This window comes from Bacillus multifaciens, from assembly GCF_030756675.1.
Taxonomy (GTDB): Bacteria; Bacillota; Bacilli; order Bacillales; family Bacillaceae_G; genus Bacillus_A; species Bacillus_A multifaciens.
In genome coordinates, this window is sequence record NZ_JAVBXD010000007.1 from 92,381 (window position 1) to 118,205 (window position 25,825).

Below are 25,825 nucleotides of genomic sequence, written 5' to 3' on the forward strand. Positions count from 1 at the left end.
TTCTCGTTAGAGCAGGAGGGTCGATTTATTATGGCACAAATTTTAGGGCAACAAGCACTCATTGCAATTGTGTCGCATTTATTGTTTATTACCATCACGTGGTGGGCGCTGCAAGGTCTTCATCTAGAACGATTAATGAAGCCGGGGAAAGTCATGCAAACGAGGATCCTTCTTATTCTTGTAACGATTGCCATCGGTGCATCGGTAAGTAACTTTTTCCTTGATTATTTAGGGTATTCAAAGAGTTTAACGTACCTTGTAAAGTAAAAAAGTACAACGTATAGAACCATCCTTCTCCGTCAACAATGGGGACTAGGAGGGGATGAACGTGAAAAAAATGCAAGCCATGATGTTGATTGTCGTGAGTGTAGTTATTTTTTTGGTTGGATATCGAGAAATGAAACCTGTGAGCGATCAGGAAAAGATGGAAAGTATGATTGCTGCTTTAGAAAAGAACGGTGCTGATGTTCAGCGGTGGTCTTGGTTAGCAAGGGAGACAAGAACAATTTCAAATATACATACGTTTGAAAAGCTGTTAAGTCAAGTGAAGGAACGTGCAAATGTAGTAGAATGGAAAATTGAGCAGTCTAAAGACGGCTACAAAGCAACTGCACAAAAAAAATTTTCTTCATATGAAGAAAGACTAGTAGTTACTTGGACAATGGAAAATACTAAAGAAAACACTTTCGTTATATATGAAGTGAGCGGAACAAAATGGGACCCGAAATATACAGATAAAACGATTCAAATTTTTGATACAAAACCAAAAATTTATACTTGTATTCAAGGTGCGCTCAGTGATAAGATTGAAGGTGTTTTGCAAGATAAAACAAATGAAGTTTTGAAAGATCTTTCAGCAAGAACGATTGAAAAAATAGAAGAAAGAGCATTTGTGTCAGTCTCCGCATATAATAAAAAATGGAATGACGCTCTTTCGACAAATAAAGAGAAAATCAATGTGCAAATAGCAATACGTTCTACGAACAACAAGAATACAATTGTGGTTGGCACACCGATCATAACTTCTGAGTATTGAATAGATGTGAAAAAAGGACACGGAGGGGAATAACTTGGAAAAGATCATCGTCCGTGGCGGAAAGCGGTTGAACGGCACAGTGCGCGTAGAGGGCGCAAAAAACGCTGTATTACCTATAATCGCTGCAGCCCTATTAGCGAGTGATGGAAAGAATGTACTATCTGAAGTACCAGAACTGTCAGATGTATACACAATTAATGAGGTATTGCGTCATTTGAATGCAGAAGTATCTTTTGCAAACAATGAAGTAACAATTGACGCATCAAAAGAACTAAACATCGAAGCACCATTTGAATATGTACGTAAAATGCGCGCGTCCGTTCTTGTAATGGGACCGCTTTTAGCACGTAATGGTCGTGCACGTATTGCGCTTCCTGGCGGATGTGCAATCGGTTCACGTCCAATTGACCAACATTTAAAAGGCTTTGAAGCAATGGGAGCAAAAGTGAAGGTTGGTAACGGATTTGTTGAGGCGTATGTAGACGGTAAGTTAACAGGTGCGAAAATTTACTTAGATTTCCCGAGCGTAGGGGCAACAGAAAACATTATGTCTGCCGCTGTATTAGCAGAAGGAACAACAGTTATTGAAAACGTAGCAAAAGAACCAGAGATCGTAGACTTAGCGAACTTCTTAAATGCAATGGGAGCAAAAGTACGTGGTGCTGGAACTGGCACAATTCGTATCGAAGGTGTCGATAAATTATATGGTGCAAACCATTCCATTATTCCTGATCGTGTTGAAGCAGGAACATTTATGGTTGCAGCAGCAATTACAGGCGGAAACGTGTTAATTGAAAATGCTGTACCAGAACATTTACGCTCTATTACAGCGAAAATGGAAGAAATGGGAGTTACAATTGTTGAGGAAAACGAAGGTATTCGTATTATCGGTCCTGAGAAGTTAAAAGCGGCTGATATTAAAACGATGCCACACCCAGGATTCCCAACAGACATGCAATCACAAATGATGGCATTATTACTGAAAGCAAATGGCACAAGCATGATTACAGAAACAGTATTCGAAAACCGTTTCATGCATGTGGAAGAGTTCCGTCGTATGAATGCAGATATTAAAATCGAAGGCCGTTCTGTAATTATGAATGGACCAGGGAACCTGCAAGGTGCTGAAGTAGCAGCAACTGATTTACGCGCTGCAGCAGCATTAATCTTAGCTGGTTTAGTATCTGAAGGTCATACGCGTGTAACAGAATTAAAACACCTTGACCGCGGATATGTAAACTTCCATGGTAAGTTAGCTGCATTAGGTGCAGATATTGAACGTGTAACTGAACAAGTAGCGGAAGTAGTAGAACAACAAGTATCTGATCTTCACGCTTAATCAGGATAGCTTCTATGCAAAGGCATGGGAGCTATTTTTTTATGCATTATTATTGTTATAGTCAAGAAACATAATATTTATGCCTGTTTCATTTAAAATTCTAAAAATTAAAACAAAAAATAGATGAAGAAGAACGTGTTCTAAATGCTTGTCTTACTCCATAAGAATGAAATGAGTCTAATTTCATAGTGGAGGAAGATCATGAAAACGACAAAGCCCATTATCGTCATCATAACGCTGTTAATAGCGTTAGTGATTATCGTACCAAGCATGCTTGTTTTTCCATTTGGGAAAATGAAAGAAGGGAAGAATCATTCACCTTCTGCTCCTAAGTCCGCACAAGACGTACCGGCTCCCTCTCCTGCAAAAACTGATGTGCAAGTATCTGTGTATCGCAGTCAGCAAAAAAAGAACGAAACGGTTTCAATTGAAGACTATGTTGCCGGCGTTGTCGCGGCAGAAATGCCAGCAAACTTTGAAATGGAAGCATTAAAAGCACAGGCATTAACAGCGCGTACATTCGTTGTGAAGCGTATGTTAAGCGGACAAAAGCTTCAAAATAAAGCGGACGTAACAGATACGGTAGAAAATCAAGTGTACAAAAGTAAAGCGGAGCTAAAAGAACAATGGGGCAAAGAGTACGAAAGCAAAATGAAGCGGATTGAAGACGCGGTATCAAAAACAGCCGGACAAGTTTTAACGTATGAAGGCAATCCGATTACAGCGTCATTTTTCTCGACAAGTAATGGCTATACAGAAAATGCCGCAGACTATTGGGGCAGTGACTACCCGTACTTAAAAAGTGTGAATAGCCCTTGGGATCAACAACAAGCACCGAAATTTACGAGTGAACAAAAGTTTACTGTTGCTGACTTTCAAAAGCGTCTTGGCGTAAAAGTATTAGCAAATGGGAAGGTTGGCGATATTAAAGATCGTACAGAAGGAAAGCGCGTGAAGGAAGTTGACTTTCAAGGAAAGACATTAACGGGGAAAGATGTAAGGGAAAAGTTAGGTTTACGTTCCTCCGACTTTATGTGGAAGCAGCAAGGTGACCAAATTGTCATCACAACAAAAGGCTATGGTCACGGCGTCGGAATGAGTCAATACGGTGCAAACGGAATGGCGAAGGAAGGCAAGGTGTACACAGATATTGTCGCCCATTATTATAAAGGTGTGGCAATTTCAACGCTGAATCAATATGAGGGAAAATTGACAGCGAAGAAGTAAAGGCATAGCGCGGCGGCGCTATGCTTTTTTTTTGTTGGGTGTCTCGTTTTGTCGAAGGGTCTTTAAATCGTGTCGAATCGCCGATAAACGGTGACCATGATGCAAATACATCGCCCGTATGATGGAAGTATCTGTCAGACTTTGTAGAAAAGGAAAGAACGGTTGTTAGTTTTTGCCTAGGTTTGTCGTGTTATAATACAGTTGTATCTATAGATATACAATGATGATAGGGGGAACGAAAGATGATGATGGATGTACCACTTCTCATTCCGGCAATGATGGAACGGGCAGAGAAATACTTTTCCAAAAAGGAAGTTGTCTCACGTACGGCATCACGGATTCAAACATTAACATACGGAGAAATTGCAAAGAGGACAAGAAAGCTTGCAAGTGTGCTACAGAAAATGGGGATTAGGACAGGGGATAAAGTAGGAACAATCGCCTGGAATCATCATCGCCATTTAGAAGCATATTTTGCAATTCCAGGAATCGGAGCGGTCTTACATACGATTAATTTACGCCTTTCCGCAGAACATATTTCCTATATTATTAACCACGCCGAAGATGAAATTATTTTGGTAGATGAAGATATGGTTCCTGTATTAGAAAGTATTCAACACGAAATTCCTCATGTGAAAGCATTTATCATTATGACAGATGACGATGCACTACCTCAAACAACACTATCACCAGCATATCATTATGATCAACTCCTTGAAGAAGGTGATGAAACATTTCAATTTATAACAGACTTAGATGAGAAGGCACCTGCCGGTATGTGCTATACTTCCGCGACGACAGGAAAACCGAAAGGCGTCGTGTACACGCACCGTAGTATTGCACTCCATAGCTATACGCTAGGACTTGTAGACGGAGGAGGCATATCAGAAGTAGATACTTGTATGCCTGTTGTTCCGATGTTCCATGTCAACGCGTGGGGACTCCCATTCGCAAGTACATGGTTCGGTACAAAGCTTGTCTTACCAGGACCGCACTTTACCCCGGAAATTTTAGCAGAGTTAATTGACCGCGAGAAAGTAACAATTACTGCCGGTGTCCCGACCATTTGGATTGGCTTACTGCAAGAGCTTGAAAAGCACCCGTATGATATTAGCAGTGTTCGTACGATATGGTCAGGCGGATCGGCAGCACCGAAAGGTATGATTCGCACCTATGAAGAAAAATATGAAATTGCGTTCAGACAAATTTACGGCATGACGGAAACAAGTCCAGCTGTTGTCATTAACTGTCCGAAGTCGTATCAACGTGATTTACCGAAAGAGGAATATTATGAGCTTCGTTCTCGCCAAGGTTATTTATTCCCGGGCCTTGAAATGAAGGTAATTGGTCAAAACGGTGAGATTAAGTGGGACGGTGAAGAAATGGGAGAACTTTGCCTCCGCGGACCATGGATTGCCGGCAGTTATTATCGTGATGAACGCACTGAAGAGTCGATGAAAGATGGTTGGCTGCACACCGGAGATATCGTAACAGTCGATCCGGAAGGCTTTATTAAAATTGCTGACCGTACGAAAGATTTGATTAAAAGCGGCGGCGAATGGATTTCCTCCGTTGATTTAGAAAATGCTTTAATGACACACGAAAAAGTATTAGAAGCATCTGTCGTTGCTGTTCCGCACGAAAAATGGCAAGAGCGCCCTGTTGCCTGTGTCGTTCTAAAAGAAGGAGAAGTAGTCAATCAAGAAGAGCTATATGAGTTATTAGAAAATCAATTTCCAAAATGGTGGATGCCAGATGATATTTTATTTGTCGAAGAAATTCCGAAAACATCTGTCGGGAAGTTTTTGAAGCGAGCACTTCGCGATCAGTTGAAGAGTTATATGGTGAAGTAGGAAGACAAAAATAGGCTGCCTCTACATGAGGTAGCCTATTTTCCTTCTCGCATTATATATGAATTTTAATCTTCTAATATTAGGAATTATATCACAAATTTCCATAAAACGTCTGATATAATGGAACAAAAAACCAACATAGGGGTGAGAAGATGGCGTTATTAGAACTGAACCAATTGGCAAAGACAAATGTTTTGCCATCTATTCAGTTAGAGATTGAGAATGGACAGTGTGTTGTGCTGCAATGCAATAATCATATTGGTAAAACGTTGCACCGCATTATTATGGGAGAAGAAGAAGCGTCGACGGGAACAGTATTATTTGATGGACAGCCGCTTGGAAAACATTCTTTTTCTCGAATCGGTTTTTGTTTGTTAGCTGATGAGGCGTACGAACGATTAACGGTAAAGGATTACTTTATTTTTTTGCGAGGATTGTATGGTAATGGATTATCGGTAGATGAAGTCGTTCAGCTTGTGGGCCTTCTAGATAAAAAAGAGGTAAAGATAAAGGAGTTAACCTTTTCGGAAAAACGCCGCCTTCATATTGGGAGAAGTATGATACATAATCCGGAGCTTGTTATTTTGGAGGAACCGGAACAAAACGTAGATATAGAAAGTACAATTATTATTCGAAACGCCATTACAAAGTTAAAAGAACAAGGAAAAGCTATTTTTATTACTTCTGCCTTTCTTTCGGACGCTTTATCTGTAACGGAGGACGTGTATGTGTTACATCCAGATGGTGTGAAAAAAGTGGAAATTGAGCAAGAAGAACAGGTAGAAGACGAAAAGGTAATCGAAATGATTCCGCAAATGAAATTAGAGCGTATCCCGGCAAAAGTAAACGATAAAATCATTTTATTAGACCCAATGGAAATTCAATATATGGAAACACAAAATGGTACTACACATATTCATGTGCGTGAAGGTGATTTTATTTGTGCACTTACGTTAAGTGAATTAGAGGAACGTCTAAAAGGGTTCGGATTCTTCAGATGTCACCGCTCTTATCTTGTAAACTTACAACGAGTACGAGAAATGATTACATGGACGCGAAATAGTTATAGTTTAATCCTTGATGATGAACGAAAAACATCCATTCCGCTGTCAAAAGGAAGAATGGATGAATTGAAAGATGTAATTGGACTGTAAATGTATATAAAAACCCCTTTCTTTTTAGGTGGGCGAGAGCATCTGGCTATGTATAGAAGCGGTCAGAGCCTTTTCCTGCCACGCGCAAGGTTAAAAATAAAGGGAGAAAGCAAGTAGAGGTCACTGTTTGCTCCGCATAGCAGTGATTTATATGTTGCGTTACCCTCAATATTACTTCACTCGCCTCTTATGGTGTTTCAATGGGCTCAAACTATGCTCCATTCACCGGTAAAAATACTCCTTTTACCGGTATTTTACTGCCAAGACCCTTTATTTTTCATATGATTGACTCAAGAAAAGCGAAACGAACAAACGAAATTCGTTGAAGCGAGTTTCATCTATAAATGAAAAACAAAGGGGATGACGAGATGGCATTGGCAATTGAAATGAAAGATGTGATGAAAACCTTCGATAGTAAAACAGCGCTTCGTAATGTGAATATTGAAGTGAAGCAAGGTGAAATTTTTGGGTTTCTTGGACCGAGCGGATCGGGGAAAACAACAACGGTAAAAATCTTAACGTCTCAGTTACTTCATAGTGTAGGAACAGTAAAAGTACTAGGGAAAGATATTACAGGGCCAGACAGTATTGACTATAAACGAATTGGTATTTTAACAGATAACAGCGGCCTATATGAAAGACTTAGCGTTTATGATAACTTACTATTATTTTGTGACTTATATGATTGTAAAAAAGAACGAATTGACGAAGTGTTAGCAGAAGTGAACTTATTAGATGATAAAAAAACACAGGTGAAAAAGCTGTCAAAAGGAATGAAACAGCGCGTGACGCTAGCAAGAGCGATACTACATAAACCAGATATGCTTTTCTTGGATGAACCAACTTCTGCACTTGATCCAGCGAATGTCCAAAACATTCATAATATCTTAAGAGATTTAAATAAAGAAGGAACGACAATCTTCTTAACGACGCACAATATGGATGAGGCAGAAACACTTTGCGACCGCATCGCGTTCTTGTGCGGCGGGGAAATTGTCGCGCTGGATACACCAGAAAATCTCCGTTTGCAATATGCAAAAGACAAAATTGAAGTTGTGTTAAAAGATAAGAAAAAAGAAACAGTGCAAAAAGATGAATTAGGAGCAAAACGTATTTCAGAATGGATGAAAAAAGGTGAATTACTATCGATTCATTCTTATGAGCCAACCTTAGGGGATATTTTCATTGAAGTAACTGGGAGGGGATTATGATGACATTTTCTATGAAGCGGTTTTCGGCAATTTTACGGAAAGAGATGCAAGATTTAAAAAGTAATGCACAAGTATTATTAATGGCAATTTTACCACTAGGATTAGCACTTTTTTATAAGCAAATGGGGAGCGGGAAAGAATTTTTAGCGGGAATTGTAGTTGTTATGGTATTGAGTATGGTGACAACAATTACACAAGCGACTCTAATTGCAGAAGAAAAAGAAAAACATACTCTTCGCGTTATGATGCTATCACCAGCTTCTCCTATAGAAGTCATTTTAGGGAAGTCTTTACCAATAATGGTTTTATCGTTCTTTTTAAGTGTAATCAGCTTATTTTTATTAGATTCGTTGAAGGGAAATGTCTTTTTATTAATGACTATTATTTTATTGGGAGTACTGCTATTCATTATAATAGGGACAATGGTTGGTCTTTTAGCTAAAAACCTAGTGCAAGTTTCTGTGCTTGGTACACCGATTATGATGATTTTTTTTGCAGGGCCTTTATTGCACCTCTTTGTGAAGAATGAAATCGTAAAAAAAATTCTTTATCATATCCCAACAAATCATATTTTTAATGCAATTACAGGTGTATTAGAAGGAAAAGGCTTTTCTGCATTGAGTGAAAATGTAATAAATATTTTCGTTTGGATTTTGATTACGTTTATTCTGTTTCTCTTCGTCTACAAAAAGAAACAACTAGATTAAAAAACTGAGCATTTTAGCTCAGTTTTTTTCTTTTTTTTATCATTTCCTCGGAAATTTTGTAATTCCGATGCATAATTTTACAAATTTTGTCGAAAAGTAATCAGTTATAGATTGTATAGGATGGATGAATCTTGTTCAAAATGATTGCTGAGGTGATGATAGAATGAGAGAGAGGGAAAACAAGAAGTCTTCTCGAAAAGTAGTCCATTTGTTTCAAAAGCGTTGGGTATTCCCGACACTATACATTGTGTGTGCAGCAGTCATTTTAACGGTTGCATTATGGTATCAGGCAATGAATACGAAGAAGATGCCTGAGAAAAATGAAGCAACGCAGCAAAGCCAAGGTGAAAATCCAACAGTGCCAGTAATCAAATCTTCAGAAGTTGTGAAGATGCCAACTGCAAGTAGCACAGAAGTTGTTGTAAAGAAGAAGTTTTACGAAGATAAAGCAGCGGCTGAGGAGCAAGAACAAGCACTTGTTTTTTATAACAACACATACTCTGCGAATACAGGAATCGATATCACAGCGAAAAATGGAAAAGAGTTTGATGTAACTGCAGCGTTAAGCGGAACAGTTACAAAAGCAGAAAAAGATCCACTTCTTGGCTATGTTGTAACAGTTGACAGCGGCAATGGTATTACAACGTTTTACCAAAGCTTAGGAAATGCAAAAGTGGAAAAAGGCGCGAAAATTAATCAGGGTGAAGTGTTAGGGAAAGCGGGATTAAGCGAAGTGAATAAAGACGCAGGTTATCACGTTCATTTCGAAGTTCGTAAAGATAATGTTGCTGTAAATCCAGAACGCTTCTTTGACAAGTCTGTTGCGGATATTAAAGTTGAAAAGCAAGAAAAGCAAAAAGAAGAGAAATCAACAAGCGGCTCAGCTAATGATAAGCAAAAAGAAGAGAAATCAACAAACAGCCCAGCTGACGATAAGCAAAAAGAAGAGAAATCAACAAGCGGTCAGGCTGATGATAAGCAAAAAGAAGAAAAATCAACAAATAGCTCAGCTGATGACAAGAAAAAAGAAGAGAAATCAACAAATGGTTCAGCTGATGACAAGAAAAAAGAAGAGAAGTCAACAAATGGTTCAGCAGAGAACGAAACGACATCTTCTGAACAAGCTGAGTAATGAACAAAACCATCAACTCTCTATACGAGAATTGATGGTTTTATTTTTATATAAGAATAAAATGGAAGTAACTACTCAGTCACTCTATGAAAAACCGATAGAAAAGCATTTTTTTAAGTGGTCGAGAGGGACTGGCTATGTATAGTAGCGGTCAGTACCTTTTCCTGCCACGCGCAAAGTTTGAAAACAAAGAAAGGCAGCGAGGTGTAGGTCTATTTTTACTCCGCATTAACGAGCAGTAAGACCCCCACCTCAAGATTGAGAAAGAATCGTTGTCCAGCTCCAATGGCTAGAATGTTCGGTGGCTTCGCTTCCTCCTACGAGGTAAAAAGCACCTCTATGTCAGAAGCTCCATCCCCCTCACATTCTGAACGAGCCACTTCCGCATTTCTTAAGAAGATAGGTGGGGGACAACTGCCCGTAAAAGCCCGATTGGGCGGGCTTTCCATCAGTGAGAAAAGCGTCACTGATGGAAGTTTCACTTTATTTTCATGGCAGCAATTATAGGTAAGTGTATTTTCGTTGGAATTATACTCCTTATCAAACTTCTAAATGAAATGTATGGCTGAATAGTTACAAATGTATTTTTAAAAACCTTGTAATGGCAAGGAAATTGGACAGAATTCTCGAATATATATATTACTAAAGGGAGGGGATTGTTTTGTCGTTATTATTTGTTGTGTCAATTGCAATTATTTTATTATTTGTTTTGTTTTCCTTATATTATTTGATTACCAGCAAGAGAGAAGTCCCCCGTCAAAGCCTTTTGGAAGAAGAATTTGATCGAGAGGAATGACGCTTTTTAGAAGGCGTCATTTTTTTTGCCTTTCCAAAGAAGAAACTTTCATTTTTCACCGATTTCTCAAAAAAAAATGTAATTTTTGTCACTGTAGTCCGCAAAAATAGAGAACTTGTAGCATATAAATACAATGCGGGCAATACAATGGTTATAAACCAAAGCAAAGAGAGTGTTTGAGGTGAGAAATCGTGGATCATTTCATTATAAATCCCAAAAAGTGTAGCGCTTACAAACAGCACTCGAACTTACAGCTTAGTCACATGCAGCGAGTCTCATTTCACCCTTCTCACATCCAATTTAGGGAGGCGAGTGGTGTGCACGATTACATCAAAGAGAGAACAATCAAGATTGGCAAGTATATCGTGGAGACAAGAAAAACAGTTCGTGTTATTGCGAAGGAATTTGGTGTGTCAAAAAGTACTGTGCATAAAGATTTAACAGAACGCTTACCAGAAATTAATCCAGAGCTCGCAAATGAAGTGAAGGAAATTCTTGATTATCATAAGTCAATTCGTCATCTCCGGGGCGGCGAAGCGACGAAACAAAAGTACCAAAAAGAGGATACAGAAAAAATCGTGCGTCAATAATCTGACATGAAGCAAACATTCCGAAGAAAAGTAACTTTTTTTTCAGCATAATTCATTTCTTCAATATTACGTTTCAGGAAAGAATATGATAAAATTAGGAATTAGGTGTAAAGAATTCGGGTTTAACCTGATTTAGATATTGAGGAGGAAGCACAGGAATGTTTGCGAGAGATATCGGAATTGACCTTGGCACGGCCAACGTATTAATTCATGTAAAAGGTAAAGGAATTGTATTAAATGAACCGTCTGTTGTGGCAATTGACCGCAACACAGGAAAAGTATTAGCGGTAGGGGAAGAAGCAAGACGTATGGTAGGGCGTACACCTGGAAATATTGTAGCGATTCGTCCGCTTAAAGATGGTGTAATTGCTGACTTCGAAATTACAGAAGCGATGTTAAAACATTTCATCAACAAACTTGACGTCAAAGGCTTTTTATCAAAACCTCGCATTTTAATTTGCTGTCCAACAAACATCACGTCTGTAGAACAAAAAGCAATCCGTGAAGCTGCTGAAAGATCTGGCGGTAAGAAAGTATACTTAGAAGAAGAACCAAAAGTAGCTGCTGTTGGTGCTGGTATGGAAATCTTCCAACCAAGCGGAAATATGGTTGTGGATATTGGCGGAGGTACAACGGATATTGCAGTACTTTCTATGGGCGATATCGTTACCTCCTCTTCCATAAAAATGGCGGGCGATAAGTTTGATATGGAGATCTTAAACTATATTAAACGTAAGTATAAGCTATTAATTGGGGAACGTACATCAGAAGATATTAAAATTAAAGTAGGTACAGTGTTCCCAGGTGCACGTAGTGAAGAACTTGAAATTCGCGGTCGTGACATGGTAACAGGTTTGCCTCGCACAATTACAGTAGGCTCTGAAGAAATTACAGAGGCATTGAAAGAAAATGCAGCTGTTATTGTACAAGCTGCAAAAGGTGTATTAGAACGTACACCACCTGAATTATCTGCTGATATTATTGACCGCGGCGTTATTTTAACAGGTGGCGGTGCATTATTGCACGGTATTGACATGCTTCTTGCAGAAGAGTTAAAAGTACCTGTATTAATTGCGGAAAATCCAATGCACTGCGTAGCAGTTGGAACGGGTATCATGCTTGAGAACATTGATAAATTACCACGACGCGCTCTTCGATAGGAACGTACTGGAATCAGTGGGAATGAAAAGAACGAAAAACGTTAGGCATACACCCTAACGTTTTTTTAAATTATTATATTTATTTATCTATTTTTAAAAATATAACGCTTTTACGAAAATAAAAGAAAAATGAAGAAAAAAAGAGAAAAATAGATTATTATGGGGAAAAATGTTGAAATTTGTCGTTTTCATCTTGTATATAATTATATTATAATGAAGGCGAATACGACAAATGAGGTGAATATGCCTTTGGTATATTGACTTCCCCTAACTTGGGCATATGCTTTTTCTATCTCCATGTGAACTGTATTTATGCTTGTTATACCAAAAATTGTAGAGAAGAAAGAGTATATGCATTTTTTTTAAAATGACACGAAGCAGAAAAATCTGCTTCGTTTTTTTGTAATGACAAATAATAAACAAAGTGGGATAATATATATAACCTAGTACTAAGACTAATATCTAAAAAAGGAGCGAAATGTGATGTTAAACATAGAGCAAATTAAAGAAATTATCCCGCATCGCTATCCATTTCTACTTGTTGACCAAGTTCTTGAGGTAGAAGAAGGAAAACGTGCAGTGGGGATTAAAAACGTATCTGCAAATGAAGAATACTTTAACGGTCATTTCCCTGACTACGCAGTAATGCCTGGTGTGCTTATTGTAGAAGCATTAGCACAAGTTGGTGCAATCGCTGTTTTAAAGAAAGAAGAAAACCGTGGCCGTCTTGCTTTCTTTGCTGGCATTGACAACTGTCGCTTTAAAAGACAAGTACGACCAGGTGATCAACTTCGCTTAGAAGTAGAAATGACACGTGTACGCGGTCCGATTGGCAAAGGAAAAGCAGTCGCAACTGTAAATGGTGAAGTAGCATGTGAAGCGGAAATTACATTTGCACTTGGAGATAAGAAAGAGTAAACCGTCATGATGATGACGGTTTTTTTTATTTATTGTAATTTCGTTATATAACGTTATATTTTTTGAATATATTTTATATTCAAAAATTTCGTTGTTAATTTAAGTAAAATAATGTATGATTTTGTATGTGGTATTTTCGGTTTTTGATGTTAGAGAAATGCATATCTCATTATAGTCACCTTGAGAATAGAACGAACTTCAATGTATATGCTGATGGTTAATGGAGAATGAATCTCCGTTTCTGAAGGTTCCACTTTATTGAAGGAGGATGTCGTCTATGTTTTTTCGTAAACGTCTGCAGTCGAAGCGGAAACTCATTGCATATGAAAAGCCGCAATCTGTTCTCGCTGAACAATATCGTAATATCCGAACGAACATACAATTTGCTTCTATTGATCAAAAGATCCGTTCTCTTGTCGTAACATCGGCAAATCCAGGAGAAGGAAAAACAACGACGACTGCCAATCTTGCTGTCGCCTTTGCACAACAAGGAGAAAAAATCTTGCTTGTCGATGCGGACTTGCGAAAACCAGTTCTTCATCAGTTATTTCAAGTTGATACCGTTTGGGGATTAACAAATGTATTATCGAGGCAGCGGACACTGCAGGAGTGCATTGCAAAAACGGATATAGAAAACATACATCTGTTAGCATGCGGACCTATCCCGCCGAATCCAGCAGAATTACTAAGCTCAGCGATGATGGAAGAATTATTGCAAGAAGCAGAGAAACATTATGATCTCATCATTTTCGATACACCACCAGTTCTTGCCGTTACAGATGCTCAAGTTGTTGCCAATCAATGCCAAGGTGCGATACTTGTACTATACAGTGGAAAAACGGAAAAAGAGCAAGCGATAAAAGCGAAAAATGTATTACACAATACAAACACAACATTGCTCGGTGTTGTGCTTAATGGGAAACCTCAGTCTGAACATACTTACGGATATTATTAAATTTTTAAAAAATAAAAGACCTAGGTGAAATTTATTGACTCCTAGGTTTTTTATATATATAAATATTTTATATGTATAAAAATACATGATTATTTATTTGGTTTTTATTGCAAATTAACGATATGCTGTTGTCAGATTTAATGGTATTTTGTAATATTAAGTTAGGTTTTAAAAAAATGAATATAGGTACTGTGAGTCGACAATAACATAAAGGTTTTTATAAAAAGCCTACGTTTTATAAAAATCTTATATTTTTTTATGTTATACTTTTTGCTATGTAAAATTACGAGAGCTGGGGGAGCTTATGGAAGACACGATTAGTTTAAAAGAGTTATTTCAAGTTTTACGAAAACGCTTCGCGATGATTCTTACGATTACATTTGGAGCAGCAATCATTAGTGCGATTGTGAGCTTTTTCTTTATGACACCAATCTATCAATCTTCGACGCAAATTCTTGTTAACCAAAAGAAGCAAGAAGGAGCAATGATTCAAGCTGGTGAGGTTCAGACGAACATTCAATTGACCAATACATATAAGGTCATTATTAAAAGTCCCGTTATTTTAGATCAAGTGAAAGAAAAGTTAGGTTTAAATATAACAACGCAAGAATTAAGTAAAAAGATTGAAGTTGCGAATGAGAAAGATTCCCAAGTTGTAACGGTAACAACGCAAGATAAAGACCCAAAAGTAGCCCGTGATATTGCCAACACAACAACGGAAATATTCAAAGGCGAAGTTGCCAAAATCATGAGTGTAGATAACGTAACTGTATTATCAAAAGCAGAAGTGGCAGACAATCAATCGCCAGTTAAGCCACAGCCCGTGATGAATATAGCGATTGCGCTTGTTGTAGGATTAATGGCATCTGTTGGACTAGCATTCTTACTAGAATATTTAGACAACACTGTAAAGAAAGAAGAAGATGTCGAGAAATTACTAGGATTACCAGTTCTCGGTATCGTTGCGCGTATGGATGAAGAAGAATTAGGGAAGAAATCACGTGCAGCGTCAGCGAAGAAAGTGAGGGGGCAAACAATTGGTTCTTAAAAGTTTATTTAAGAAAAAGAATAATCATCGTCAACGTCGTCAATTAATTGCATACCAACAGCCAAAATCACCAATCTCTGAGCAATATCGCAACATTCGTACGAATATTGAGTTCGCCTCAGTAGATCGAAAAATCCATTCTTTAATGGTGACGTCTGCGAACCCAAGTGAAGGAAAAACGACGACAACAGCAAATATTGCCGTTGTATTTGCACAACAAGGAAAGCGCGTCTTACTTGTCGATGCAGACTTACGAAAGCCAGCAACGCATCAAATGTTTCAAGTTGACAACATTTTCGGTTTAACGAATGTCTTAACAGCTGGTGAACGATTAGAAACATGTATTCAAAAAACAGCAGTAGATAAATTAGATTTTCTCCCATCTGGCCCAATTCCGCCAAATCCTGCAGAACTGCTTGGATCAAAGGCGATGAAAGAACTGTTTAGTCAAACTTATAGCTTATATGATCTAGTAATCTTCGACTTGCCACCAATCTTACCAGTAACGGACGCACAAATTATGGCGAGCCAATGTGATGCATCTGTACTTGTTGTACGCAGTGAACAAACAGAAAAAGAAGCAGCACTAAAGGCAAAAACATTATTAGAATCTGCAAAAGGTAAATTGCTAGGTGTTGTTCTAAACGATCGTGAACGTGAACAGAGCCTATATTACTACTACGGTGCAAACTAAAGAGGTGTGCGCTACGCGCACTTCTCTTTCATCTTGAAAATACATAAGAAAAGAGGGTAAACGATGATCGATTTACATTGTCATATTTTGCCTAGTATCGATGACGGGGCCGGGACGTTAACGGATAGTCTCGCGATGGCACAAAAAGCAGCGGCAGAAGGTATTCACACAATCGTCGCAACTCCGCATCATCAAAACGGCAAATATATAAATGAGCGTGCAGAGATTCTTCATCAAGTGAAACAGTTAAATGAAGCGCTCCAAGAACATGATATTCCTCTAACTGTATTACCAGGTCAAGAAGTTCGTTTATACGGGGACTTATTAGCAGATTATGAAGCTGGTAAAATTCTTACATTAAATGAAACAAATAAATATATACTAATTGAATTTCCATCCAATCACGTACCACGTTATGCCGAACAAATGTTATACGAATTACGAGTAAAGGGTATGATTCCCATTATTGTTCACCCCGAACGCAATGCCGAGTTAATCGAGCGGCCAGAGAAGCTATATAACCTCGTAAATAAAGGTGCGTTAACACAAGTAACAGCTGGGAGTTTGCTTGGGAACTTCGGTAAGAAAATTAAAAAGTTCTCCATGCAGCTTGTTGAACATAACTTAACGCATATGATCGCGTCAGACGCGCATAACACAACGACAAGAGCATTTCATTTACAAGCTGGCTATGATGTTATCGAAAATGAATTTGGTACAAACATGCTCATAGACTTCAAGGAAAATCCATATTTGTTAATAAGTGGTAAAACGATCTATAAAGAAGATCCACAACAGATTCGCCGTAAAAAAATATTTGGTATTTTTTAAGGTAAACAATGGTGATGTCTCCTGACCATTATCAACGGAGGCACTCGGTTGTGCTGTGGGTAGAAATTATATTTCAACCTACCTTAGACGCTTGTCGTCGGGAGCATGGCGTGAGGATGGGTTAGATGCCCAATATAATTTATAAAAACTCTAGCTATGGAGTTGTGTATAAGAACACTGTAGCTAGGGTTTTTATTATTGCTGCATCCTTATAGATAGATACAAAAGGTATAAATAGATGTAAAATGTAGTTAGGGGGACTCGTTTTGAAACAAGTAAAAAAAGCAATTATTCCAGCGGCTGGACTGGGAACAAGATTTTTACCAGCAACGAAAGCAATGCCAAAGGAAATGTTACCGATTGTAGACAAACCGACAATTCAATACATCGTAGAAGAAGCAATTGAATCTGGCATTGAGGACATCATTATCGTAACAGGAAAAGGAAAACGTGCAATTGAAGATCATTTCGATCATTCCTTTGAACTGGAAGAAAATCTATTATCCAAAGGTAAATATGAAATTTTAGAAAAAGTACAAGAATCTTCGAAGATTAACATTCATTACATACGTCAAAAAGAACCAAAAGGATTAGGACACGCAGTATGGTGTGCGCGTAAATTTATTGGAAACGAGCCATTTGCGGTATTACTTGGCGATGACATTGTACAAGCAGAAACACCATGCTTACGTCAGTTAATAAATGAATGCGAAGCGACAAGCGCTTCTGTCATTGGCGTTCAAACAGTACCAGACAACGAAACACACCGCTACGGCATTATCGATCCAACTACGCAAAATGGCCGTCGCTACCAAGTGCGTAAATTTGTAGAGAAACCAGCACAAGGAACAGCGCCGTCTAACTTAGCAATTATGGGTCGCTACGTATTAACACCAGAAATCTTCATGTTCTTAGAAAACCAGCAAACAGGTGCAGGCGGAGAAATTCAATTAACAGATGCGATCCAACGTTTAAACGAAATTCAAAGAGTATTTGCATACGACTTTGAAGGAACACGCTATGATGTTGGAGAGAAGTTTGGCTTTATTAAAACGACAATTGAAATGGCACTTCAGCATGATGAACTGAAAGATGAATTGATGAAGTATATGAATGAATTGGTACAGAAAGAGAATGTGCATGTATAAAAAGTGAGGTGGGAGAGCTTTGAACTTGGTAAAAGTATCAAGTGGAGATGTAGAGAAAGTAAATAATAGAGAACTTATTTTGGAAGATGTGAACGGTCGTAAAGGTTATTTAGCAGCAAAGCGATTCATGGACTTTGTTGGTGCGTTATGTGGTCTCATTTTATTATCTCCTATCTTCCTCATCGTGGCGATACTCATTAAATACGAGGATTCAAAGGGACCTGTATTTTTCAAACAAATTCGTGTTGGCAAAGATGGAAAACAATTTTATATGTATAAGTTTCGCTCTATGGTCACGGATGCGGAAGAGCGATTAAACGATTTACTAAAACATAACGAAGTATCAGGTGCAATGTTTAAGATGAAAGAAGATCCTCGTGTGACGAAGATTGGAAAATTTATTCGGAAAACGAGCATTGATGAATTGCCTCAGTTATTAAACGTATTAAAAGGTGAGATGAGTCTGGTTGGGCCACGTCCACCACTGCCTAGAGAAGTGAAAGAATACACGTCTTATGATAAACAGCGATTACTTGTTACACCAGGGTGTACGGGACTTTGGCAAGTGACGGAAAGAAATAATGTTGGTTTTGAAGAAATGGTTGAGTTAGATTTGGAGTATATACGGAATAGAAGTATGTCGTATGATATGAAGATTGTATTGAAAACGTTAAAAGTATTATCAGGATCTAATAATGCTTTTTAAAAAGGAGATCAGTGGATTATGAAAAAAGATTCCAAAATATATGTGGCAGGGCATCGTGGTTTAGTTGGGTCAGCTATTTTACGTAAATTAGAAGAACAAGGATATACAAACCTAGTATATAAAACAAGTAAAGAATTAGACTTGCGTGATTCAAAGCTAGTAGAAGATTTCTTCCAAGCAGAACAAATTAAATATGTATTTTTAGCGGCTGCGAAAGTAGGAGGAATTGTTGCGAACAATGAATATCCAGCTGATTTTATTCGTGATAACTTAATGATTCAAACAAATATTATTGATTCAGCTTATCGCTATGGAGTAGAAAAACTGCTCTTTTTAGGGAGTACATGTATTTATCCAAAAATGGCTCCACAGCCATTAAAGGAAGAATATTTACTGACTGGTGAATTAGAGCCAACGAATGAACCATACGCAATTGCAAAAATTGCAGGGATTAAAATGTGTCAATCGTACAATCGCCAATATGGAACAAAGTATATTTCTGCGATGCCGACAAATTTATATGGTGAAAACGATAACTTTGATTTACATACATCACATGTGTTGCCAGCACTTATTCGTAAGTTCCATGAGGCGAAAGAAAGTAATGATGAATTTGTAGAAGTATGGGGAACTGGTTCACCATTACGTGAATTTTTATACTCTAATGATTTAGCAGATGCTTGTGTATACTTAATGAATAACTATGAAGGTAATGAAATTGTAAACATTGGTGTAGGTGAAGATTTATCTATTAAAGAGCTTGCGGAAAAAGTAAAAACAACAGTAGGTTTTGAAGGAGAGCTTCGTTTTGATGCATCCAAACCAGATGGAACTCCTCGTAAACTAGTAGATGTATCAAAAATCAACTCATTAGGATGGAAAGCAACGACTTCTTTAGATGAAGGTTTAAAGAAAGCATATGATTGGTTTTTAAAAACCGAAAAAGAATTAGTAAGAAAATAAGTTGGAAAATAGATGTGAAAAAACAAATAGATAGCTGGAGGATATTATGAAAAAGGCATTAATTACAGGTGTAACAGGACAAGATGGTTCTTATTTAGCGGAATTCTTATTGGAAAAAGGATACGAGGTACATGGTATAATTCGTCGTAGTTCTTCTTACAACATGGATCGTATTGAGCAATTAGTAAATGAAGAGATTGTAGGATTAAATAACCAAGAAAACTTCCACCTTCATTATGGAGATATTACAGATACATCAAACGTTATTCGTTTAATTAGTGAAATTCGTCCGGATGAAATTTATAATTTAGGTGCACAATCACACGTAAAAGTATCATTTGATGTACCAGAATATACAGCAGATGTAGATGGTGTAGGAACATTACGTATTTTAGAAGCAGTACGTATTTTAGGATTAACAGAAACAACGCGTATTTACCAAGCTTCCACATCTGAACTATATGGTAAAGTACAAGAAGTACCGCAGAAAGAAACAACACCATTCTATCCGCGTTCTCCGTATGGGGTAGCAAAAATTTATGGTTTTTGGATTACTAAGAATTACCGTGAATCTTATAATATGTTCGCAGTAAACGGTATTTTATTCAATCATGAATCAGAACGACGCGGTGAAACATTTGTAACACGAAAAATTACGCTTGCAGTAGCACGTATTGCGCAAGGAAAACAAGATACGTTATATTTAGGAAATTTAGATTCCCTTCGTGACTGGGGATATGCAAAAGATTATGTGGAGTGTATGTGGTTAATTTTGCAACACCACACTCCAGAAGATTTTGTTATTGCAACAGGCGAAATGCATACGGTTCGTGAGTTCACAACATTAGCATTTAAAAACGTAGGTGTTGAACTTGAATGGGTAGGAGAAGGTGTAGATGAAAAAGGTATTGACAAAGAGACTGGTAAAGTAGTTGTGGCAGTAGATCCTAAATTCTTCCGTCCAGCAGAAGTAGAGCAATTATTAGGAGATCCAACAAAAGCGAAAACGCTATTAGGATGGAATCCGACAAAGACTTCTTTTGAAGAGCTTGTTCGTATTATGGTAGAGGAGGATATGAAGAAGGTTGAGAAAGAAGATAAATTGAAGAGGATGTTTGATTAAAAAACTAAATGGTATGAAAGAGATATAGCAGAATGCATACTTTTATAGTAGCATTAGAGATTTTATAACCATATGAGATATATTCTTGTAGTCAAAGCTAAATATAATGTAGGAAATTAAAGGTAGGTAATAAAGTAATTATATTAGAAAAGTAGTTTGATGGTGGATAAAAATATTGGAAGGTTAATTAAAATAAATTTATAGAGAAGGAATAAATTTATGTCAAAGAGTAATTCTAAAATACTGAGTGCACTTTCTTTAAGATTTGATATAAAAAGCAAAATTTTTACTAATACTGTATGGTTACTATTTGATAAAATATTTCGCTTCTTTACTAATTTTATTATTAGTATTTGGATAGCAAGGTTTCTTGGACCGGATAATTTTGGCATATTAAGTTACGCACAAGCTTTTACAACATTATTTATGTATTTTGCTACCCTTGGATTAGATAATATTGTGATAAGAAATATTGTAAATAAGTCAATGGATACTAACACAGTTTTAGGTTCAGCCTTTGTTTTGAAAATTGCAGGAGGAATCATAACTTTTTTTACAATTAACGTAGTGTATTTTTTGATGGCAAAGGAATTGAGTACTACTTTTTGGCTTATTGTAATAATTTCTTTCGGGATGATTTTTCAATGTTTTGACACAATTGGATTCTGGTATCAAGCTCAAGTTAAATCTAAAAAATTTATAATTGCTAAAGATATTGCGTTGGCTATATCGACGATCCTGAAGATATTACTAATTATTTCTAAGGGTTCTTTGATAACATTTGCATTTTTTTCAGTTTTAGAAGTACTAATAGGTGGCTTCCTATTAGTACTAATTTATCGGCGTGATGGAGAATCTTTAAGGAAATGGAAATATGAATCAGAAACTGCTAAAAGGTTACTGAAAGATAGTTGGCCTTTGATATTTTCTGGTATGGCTATAATGATTTATATGCGTATAGATCAAATAATGATACAAAAATTTTTAGGTTCAGCAGCGGTAGGTGTATATACTGCCGCAACTAAACTATCTGAATCTTGGTATTTCATACCAACAGCGATTGCTGCTTCAACTTTTCCATCAATTATCGAGGCTAAAAAGGTTTCAGAAAGTCTATATTATGAAAAGCTTAAAAAATTACTTTTAATTTTAGTTGCAATGGCTTATGCGGTTTCTATTGTTATAACTTTCTCGGCAGACTATATTATTAATTTATTTTATGGAATAGAATACCAAGAATCTGCAATGGTTTTAACGATTCATATTTGGGCATCTGCTTTTGTTTTTGTTCAAATAGCTACAGGAAGTTGGTTTATTAACGAAAATTTACAATTAATGGCTTTTTATAGGAATTTTATAGGTGCTATTGGGAATATATTGTTAAATTTATACACAATTCCTAAGTATGGAATTGTGGGTGCAGCTATAGGGACTATTGTCTCCTATGCATTAGTGGTAGTATTTCCTATGCTTTATAGCCCTTCTTATAGGAAGATTTCACGTTTAATATTTAGCGCGTTTATATTAAAGAGGAGATGAATTATGAAAACAATTTCTGTCTTAGACACCAAAGTGGCGAGTTCAAATTTAGGTGACGGAATAATAATGGATGCAGTAAATGGAATACTTTCCGATATTTTTGAAAATGATTTTTTTATAAATATGCCTACGCACGATGTAATTGGTAAACATTCTTATAATTTCTTAAAACAGAGTGATTATGCATTTGTAGGAGGAACAAATCTGTTATCTTCAAATATGTTCCGACATAATCAGTGGAAAGTTAGTTTATATGATTCATTATTTATTAACAATATAACGTTAATGGGAGTAGGGTGGTGTAAGTACCAAGGAAAAGTTAATTCTTATACTAGATTATTATATAAACGTTTACTAGCTAAAGATGTTATTCATTCTGTTAGGGATTCTTACACGGAAAAAATGCTGAAATCTGCAGGTATCAAGAATGTTATAAATACAGCTTGTCCTACTATGTGGGGACTAGATGAAGCGCATTGCAAACAGATTCCTACAGAAAAATCTGATAGTGTAGTTGTTACATTCACGGAATATAATCAAAATTACGAATACGATAATAAGCTTATTGAAATTTTAGACAAAAATTATAACAACATATATTATTGGACCCAACAACCACATGACTATGAGTACATGAAAACTATAGGTGGAGATAGAATACAGTATTTATCACCTAATATAGACTCATTAAATGAAGTTTTTAATAATAATAATGTTGATTATATTGGTACTAGATTACATGCCGGCGTTCGAGCTTTACAAAAAAAGAAACGTACGCTAATTTTGGGAGTGGATAATAGAGCTACTGAGATATCTAGAGATACTAACCTTCCAGTAATCGATAGAATTAATCTACAAGATATTAATACATGGATAAATTCGAAAAAGAGTACCCAAATTCATTTACCGACGGAAGACATAAATTCTTGGAAGAAACAATTTGCAAATTCACTTTAGTTCATAGCAATGAAGTAAAGAAGGAGCTCTACTTTGTTTATAAGTTGGAAGAAGATAAGCGTGAGTTAATATTGGGAAGCTAGTTAACTACAATGATATAAAAGCTAGAAAAATTCCGAGAACTTTATATCTTTGAGACTAGAATAAACAGATATCCCAAGAAAGAAGAACGCTGGAAAGCTGTATGAGAGAATCTCACTACGGTTTGATGAGGAGAAGTTGTAACAAAAAAGAGATGGGCAAACCATCTTTTTCTGTGCAGTTTTCTACTCTACAATAAGTAAAACAGGATGGGGTTAAATGAATAAGACTAAAGTGGTACAAGTAATAAAGAAGTTAACGCATGGTGGAGCCGAACACTTAGTAGTTAATTTGGCTGAAAAATTAAACAAAGAATTATTTGATGTGACGGTTTTAGTAATAGAAGGGGATGAATCAGATAACAATTCGGAAATGCTCCAAACCCTTCAAAAAAATGGAGTAGTTGTAGAATTTTTAAGAAAGCGTAAGGGGACAAATAAGATTTGGACAGTATTCCAAATTGTTAAAGTACTTAAGAAAATCAAACCGGATGTGGTTCATGCGCATTTAGAACATTGTAGTATTTATGTTGGTTTAGCCTCTTATTTTTATACAAAATGTAAATATGTACAGACTTTACATAATACAGTTCTTAATAATATTTTCCTTATGAAGCTGATTAAAAATAGATATGACAAAACAATAGCGATTTCTCATGAAGTAGAACAGGTAGCTAGGAGAATATTGAAATTACCAAAGAGAGATATGCAACTTATTTATAATGGAGTAAATACAGAAGTATTCTCTGTTCATGGAAAAAGATCGGATTTAATACAAAAAACGCTTAGAGATAGAAGAAATGGAATTAATATAGTTTCAATTGGAAGACTAACTACTCAAAAAGGACATGTATATGCAATACAAGCTATAGAGCAATTAAAGAAAATTTATGAGATTAACTTGTTTATAATTGGTGACGGCGAATTGAAAAAAGAGATACAGGACTTAGTACAAGAATTAAAACTGTCAAGTAATGTTTTCTTATTAGGAAATCGTCAAGAAATACCAGAAATTTTACGAGCTTGTGATTTATATGTAATGCCATCATTATGGGAAGGTTTAAGTGTATCGCTACTGGAAGCTATATCTATAGGAATCCCAATTATTGCTACTGATGTGGGAAGTAATAAATCCGTTCTTTCCGAAAGTGGTACAGATTATAAAATAGTTGCACCAGAAAATACGGATGAATTAGCATATGCAATAAAAGAATTTATAGATAAATACGAAGATCGTAAAGAATACTTATCTCATAGTGAAAATCCATTACCTAGTAAATATACTCTAAGTGAATTTATACAACAGCATCAGAAATTATATTTATCTGAATAAGAATCTAAAGAGCAATGGAGGATAACTTTTGTATTAGTTGAATACCAAAGTTATGAAAAGGTCTGATGAGAAAGGATATTTAATGAAAAAAGTGAAAAACGAAAGTCTTATGATGGCGATATTATTGACCGTAGCTATTATGATACCTATTCCTTTTAAATTACAATTTGCTGGGGAACTTATAATTGGTATTATAGGTATTTTATATTGTTTAATATTTAACAAATTTAGGTTGGGGTTAAGTTCAATATTTTTTGGTTTTATTTTATTGTTAGATTTAATTTTAATTTTTTTCGAATCTAATACATCTTTTTATAATCAGGCCAGTCTTTTTTCTGTGGGTGATAAAGTACTATTACTGATTTGGGCTATTATAGCAATCTCTTTGATTAGGGATATTAGAGAAACCATGACATTATTTTTTAAAATAAGTTTGCCTATTGTATTGTTATTTACTGTGATGCAGATGTTAAATATAGGTTCTATGTTAGATATAACTTACAAATATTACAATACTTCTTGGAGAATAGTGGATTTATATAAGGCTATTGGTAATATTCAGAGGGGATTAGGACCATTTGAACATCCAACTTCTCTGGCAATTTATGCGTTTATTTCACTCATTTTCAATACTCCTAAGAAAGGTCAGGAAACTAAAAAATCTAACAGTTTATTTATGTTACTAGGAATTTTTATAGGGTTTCTTTCATTAACTAAAACATTCCTACTTTTATTTATTATTTATATAATATGGATGCTTTTAATTAAAGCAATACCTATTAAACCGTTTCTTTCAATATTTACAGGGGTTTTGTTAGTTATTCCTGTATTGTTATTTATTAATAGTTTATATGATGGTGCTTATAATCCTATAAAAGAGAATATGTTAAGTGCATTTTCTATAGAAGGGCTATTAGGTACGAGGTTTGATAGCCAATCGGGTATGTTGGCTCCTATATTAGAATTTCTTAGAACAGTAGATATTTTACATCTCTTTTTTGGGAATGGATCATCATCAACGGGAATTTTTATTGGAGATTCTCAATATTTAGTAGTTCTTTTTCAAAGTGGTTTTATTGGTTTGATAGCTATATTTGCACTATTATTGTTTAGCGTTATTGGCTATAAAAGAGATAGACAATTACAGTTCCTTATTGTTTGTATTGGATTTGTAGGGATTGGATTTACATTTTTAGCAGCTCCTAGATTAACTGTGATCTTGGTTCCGATATTAGCATGTGGAATTGAGAATATTAATCATAAATCTCATTTAAGAAATGAATTTAAAATTGATAAAAACACTCAAGAAATTAGAGGTTACTAAC

25 protein-coding genes are annotated in these 25,825 nt (G+C 36.2%); all 25 read left to right on the forward strand.

Features of this window, described 5'->3' with window-relative positions:
• The first annotated feature begins 30 nt into the window (after positions 1–30).
• The 25 genes from Q9306_RS07165 to Q9306_RS07285 all read left to right on the forward strand — a co-directional run bounded on the left by Q9306_RS07165 (position 31) and on the right by Q9306_RS07285 (position 25,824).
• Positions 31–267 (forward strand): DUF1146 family protein, encoded by a 237-nt coding sequence (locus Q9306_RS07165; RefSeq protein WP_306196732.1) that lies wholly within the window; start codon positions 31–33, stop codon positions 265–267.
• Positions 268–337: 70 nt separating this feature from the next.
• Positions 338–1,036 carry a YwmB family TATA-box binding protein gene (locus Q9306_RS07170; protein ID WP_371932347.1) on the forward strand — a complete coding sequence of 233 codons (699 nt, stop codon included), beginning with the start codon at positions 338–340 and terminating at the stop codon, positions 1,034–1,036.
• 34 nt (positions 1,037–1,070) lie between these two features.
• The gene (gene murA / locus Q9306_RS07175; RefSeq protein WP_306196737.1) at positions 1,071–2,375 is read left to right on the forward strand and encodes a UDP-N-acetylglucosamine 1-carboxyvinyltransferase; all 1,305 of its coding nucleotides are present in this window, start codon (positions 1,071–1,073) and stop codon (positions 2,373–2,375) included.
• 201 nt (positions 2,376–2,576) lie between these two features.
• Complete coding sequence (spoIID, locus tag Q9306_RS07180) at positions 2,577–3,602, forward strand: stage II sporulation protein D (protein WP_306196739.1); 1,026 nt, start codon at positions 2,577–2,579, stop codon at positions 3,600–3,602.
• A 242-nt stretch (positions 3,603–3,844) separates the two neighbouring features.
• Positions 3,845–5,455, forward strand: a complete 1,611-nt coding sequence (locus Q9306_RS07185) for a long-chain fatty acid--CoA ligase (RefSeq protein WP_306196741.1) — start codon at positions 3,845–3,847, stop codon at positions 5,453–5,455.
• A 152-nt stretch (positions 5,456–5,607) separates the two neighbouring features.
• Positions 5,608–6,609, forward strand: a complete 1,002-nt coding sequence (locus Q9306_RS07190) for a LytTR family transcriptional regulator DNA-binding domain-containing protein (RefSeq protein WP_306196743.1) — start codon at positions 5,608–5,610, stop codon at positions 6,607–6,609.
• A 368-nt stretch (positions 6,610–6,977) separates the two neighbouring features.
• Positions 6,978–7,820, forward strand: a complete 843-nt coding sequence (locus Q9306_RS07195; RefSeq protein WP_306196746.1) for an ABC transporter ATP-binding protein — start codon at positions 6,978–6,980, stop codon at positions 7,818–7,820.
• A complete protein-coding gene (locus tag Q9306_RS07200) occupies positions 7,820–8,527 on the forward strand; it encodes an ABC transporter permease (protein WP_306196857.1) in 708 nt (235 codons plus the stop codon). Before Q9306_RS07195 ends, Q9306_RS07200 begins: the two co-directional genes overlap by 1 nt.
• A gap of 163 nt (positions 8,528–8,690) precedes the next feature.
• Complete coding sequence (gene spoIIQ, locus Q9306_RS07205) at positions 8,691–9,659, forward strand: stage II sporulation protein SpoIIQ (RefSeq protein WP_306196748.1); 969 nt, start codon at positions 8,691–8,693, stop codon at positions 9,657–9,659.
• A gap of 661 nt (positions 9,660–10,320) precedes the next feature.
• Complete coding sequence (locus tag Q9306_RS07210) at positions 10,321–10,455, forward strand: hypothetical protein (protein ID WP_020061466.1); 135 nt, start codon at positions 10,321–10,323, stop codon at positions 10,453–10,455.
• Between the two features lie 317 nt (positions 10,456–10,772).
• The gene (spoIIID, locus tag Q9306_RS07215; protein WP_020061467.1) at positions 10,773–11,045 is read left to right on the forward strand and encodes a sporulation transcriptional regulator SpoIIID; all 273 of its coding nucleotides are present in this window, start codon (positions 10,773–10,775) and stop codon (positions 11,043–11,045) included.
• 158 nt (positions 11,046–11,203) lie between these two features.
• Positions 11,204–12,205: a rod shape-determining protein gene (locus tag Q9306_RS07220; RefSeq protein ID WP_098917311.1), complete on the forward strand. Its 1,002-nt coding sequence runs from the start codon at positions 11,204–11,206 to the stop codon at positions 12,203–12,205.
• A gap of 483 nt (positions 12,206–12,688) precedes the next feature.
• Positions 12,689–13,123: a 3-hydroxyacyl-ACP dehydratase FabZ gene (fabZ, locus tag Q9306_RS07225; RefSeq protein ID WP_035430592.1), complete on the forward strand. Its 435-nt coding sequence runs from the start codon at positions 12,689–12,691 to the stop codon at positions 13,121–13,123.
• 277 nt (positions 13,124–13,400) lie between these two features.
• Positions 13,401–14,078, forward strand: coding sequence for a CpsD/CapB family tyrosine-protein kinase (locus Q9306_RS07230; RefSeq protein ID WP_371932346.1), 678 nt, complete (start codon positions 13,401–13,403; stop codon positions 14,076–14,078).
• Between the two features lie 304 nt (positions 14,079–14,382).
• On the forward strand, positions 14,383–15,126 hold the full coding sequence (locus Q9306_RS07235) for a YveK family protein (RefSeq protein ID WP_306196761.1): 744 nt from the start codon (positions 14,383–14,385) through the stop codon (positions 15,124–15,126).
• Positions 15,116–15,820 carry a CpsD/CapB family tyrosine-protein kinase gene (locus Q9306_RS07240; RefSeq protein WP_306196764.1) on the forward strand — a complete coding sequence of 235 codons (705 nt, stop codon included), beginning with the start codon at positions 15,116–15,118 and terminating at the stop codon, positions 15,818–15,820. Before Q9306_RS07235 ends, Q9306_RS07240 begins: the two co-directional genes overlap by 11 nt.
• A 63-nt stretch (positions 15,821–15,883) precedes the next feature.
• On the forward strand, positions 15,884–16,651 hold the full coding sequence (locus tag Q9306_RS07245; protein ID WP_306196767.1) for a tyrosine-protein phosphatase: 768 nt from the start codon (positions 15,884–15,886) through the stop codon (positions 16,649–16,651).
• A gap of 266 nt (positions 16,652–16,917) precedes the next feature.
• Positions 16,918–17,799, forward strand: coding sequence for a UTP--glucose-1-phosphate uridylyltransferase GalU (gene galU, locus Q9306_RS07250; RefSeq protein WP_306196769.1), 882 nt, complete (start codon positions 16,918–16,920; stop codon positions 17,797–17,799).
• A gap of 19 nt (positions 17,800–17,818) precedes the next feature.
• Positions 17,819–18,505 carry a sugar transferase gene (locus Q9306_RS07255; RefSeq protein WP_306196771.1) on the forward strand — a complete coding sequence of 229 codons (687 nt, stop codon included), beginning with the start codon at positions 17,819–17,821 and terminating at the stop codon, positions 18,503–18,505.
• Positions 18,506–18,523: 18 nt separating this feature from the next.
• A complete protein-coding gene (gene fcl, locus Q9306_RS07260; RefSeq protein WP_306196773.1) occupies positions 18,524–19,468 on the forward strand; it encodes a GDP-L-fucose synthase in 945 nt (314 codons plus the stop codon).
• A gap of 46 nt (positions 19,469–19,514) precedes the next feature.
• Positions 19,515–20,591 (forward strand): GDP-mannose 4,6-dehydratase, encoded by a 1,077-nt coding sequence (gene gmd, locus Q9306_RS07265; protein ID WP_306196775.1) that lies wholly within the window; start codon positions 19,515–19,517, stop codon positions 20,589–20,591.
• A 219-nt stretch (positions 20,592–20,810) separates the two neighbouring features.
• On the forward strand, positions 20,811–22,130 hold the full coding sequence (locus Q9306_RS07270; protein ID WP_306196777.1) for a flippase: 1,320 nt from the start codon (positions 20,811–20,813) through the stop codon (positions 22,128–22,130).
• Between the two features lie 3 nt (positions 22,131–22,133).
• On the forward strand, positions 22,134–23,087 hold the full coding sequence (locus Q9306_RS07275) for a polysaccharide pyruvyl transferase family protein (RefSeq protein WP_306196779.1): 954 nt from the start codon (positions 22,134–22,136) through the stop codon (positions 23,085–23,087).
• 300 nt (positions 23,088–23,387) lie between these two features.
• Entirely contained in the window at positions 23,388–24,500 is a 1,113-nt protein-coding gene (locus Q9306_RS07280) for a glycosyltransferase (protein WP_306196781.1), read from the forward strand.
• Positions 24,501–24,582: 82 nt separating this feature from the next.
• Positions 24,583–25,824, forward strand: coding sequence for a hypothetical protein (locus Q9306_RS07285; protein ID WP_306196783.1), 1,242 nt, complete (start codon positions 24,583–24,585; stop codon positions 25,822–25,824).
• The last annotated feature ends 1 nt before the right edge of the window (position 25,825 follow it).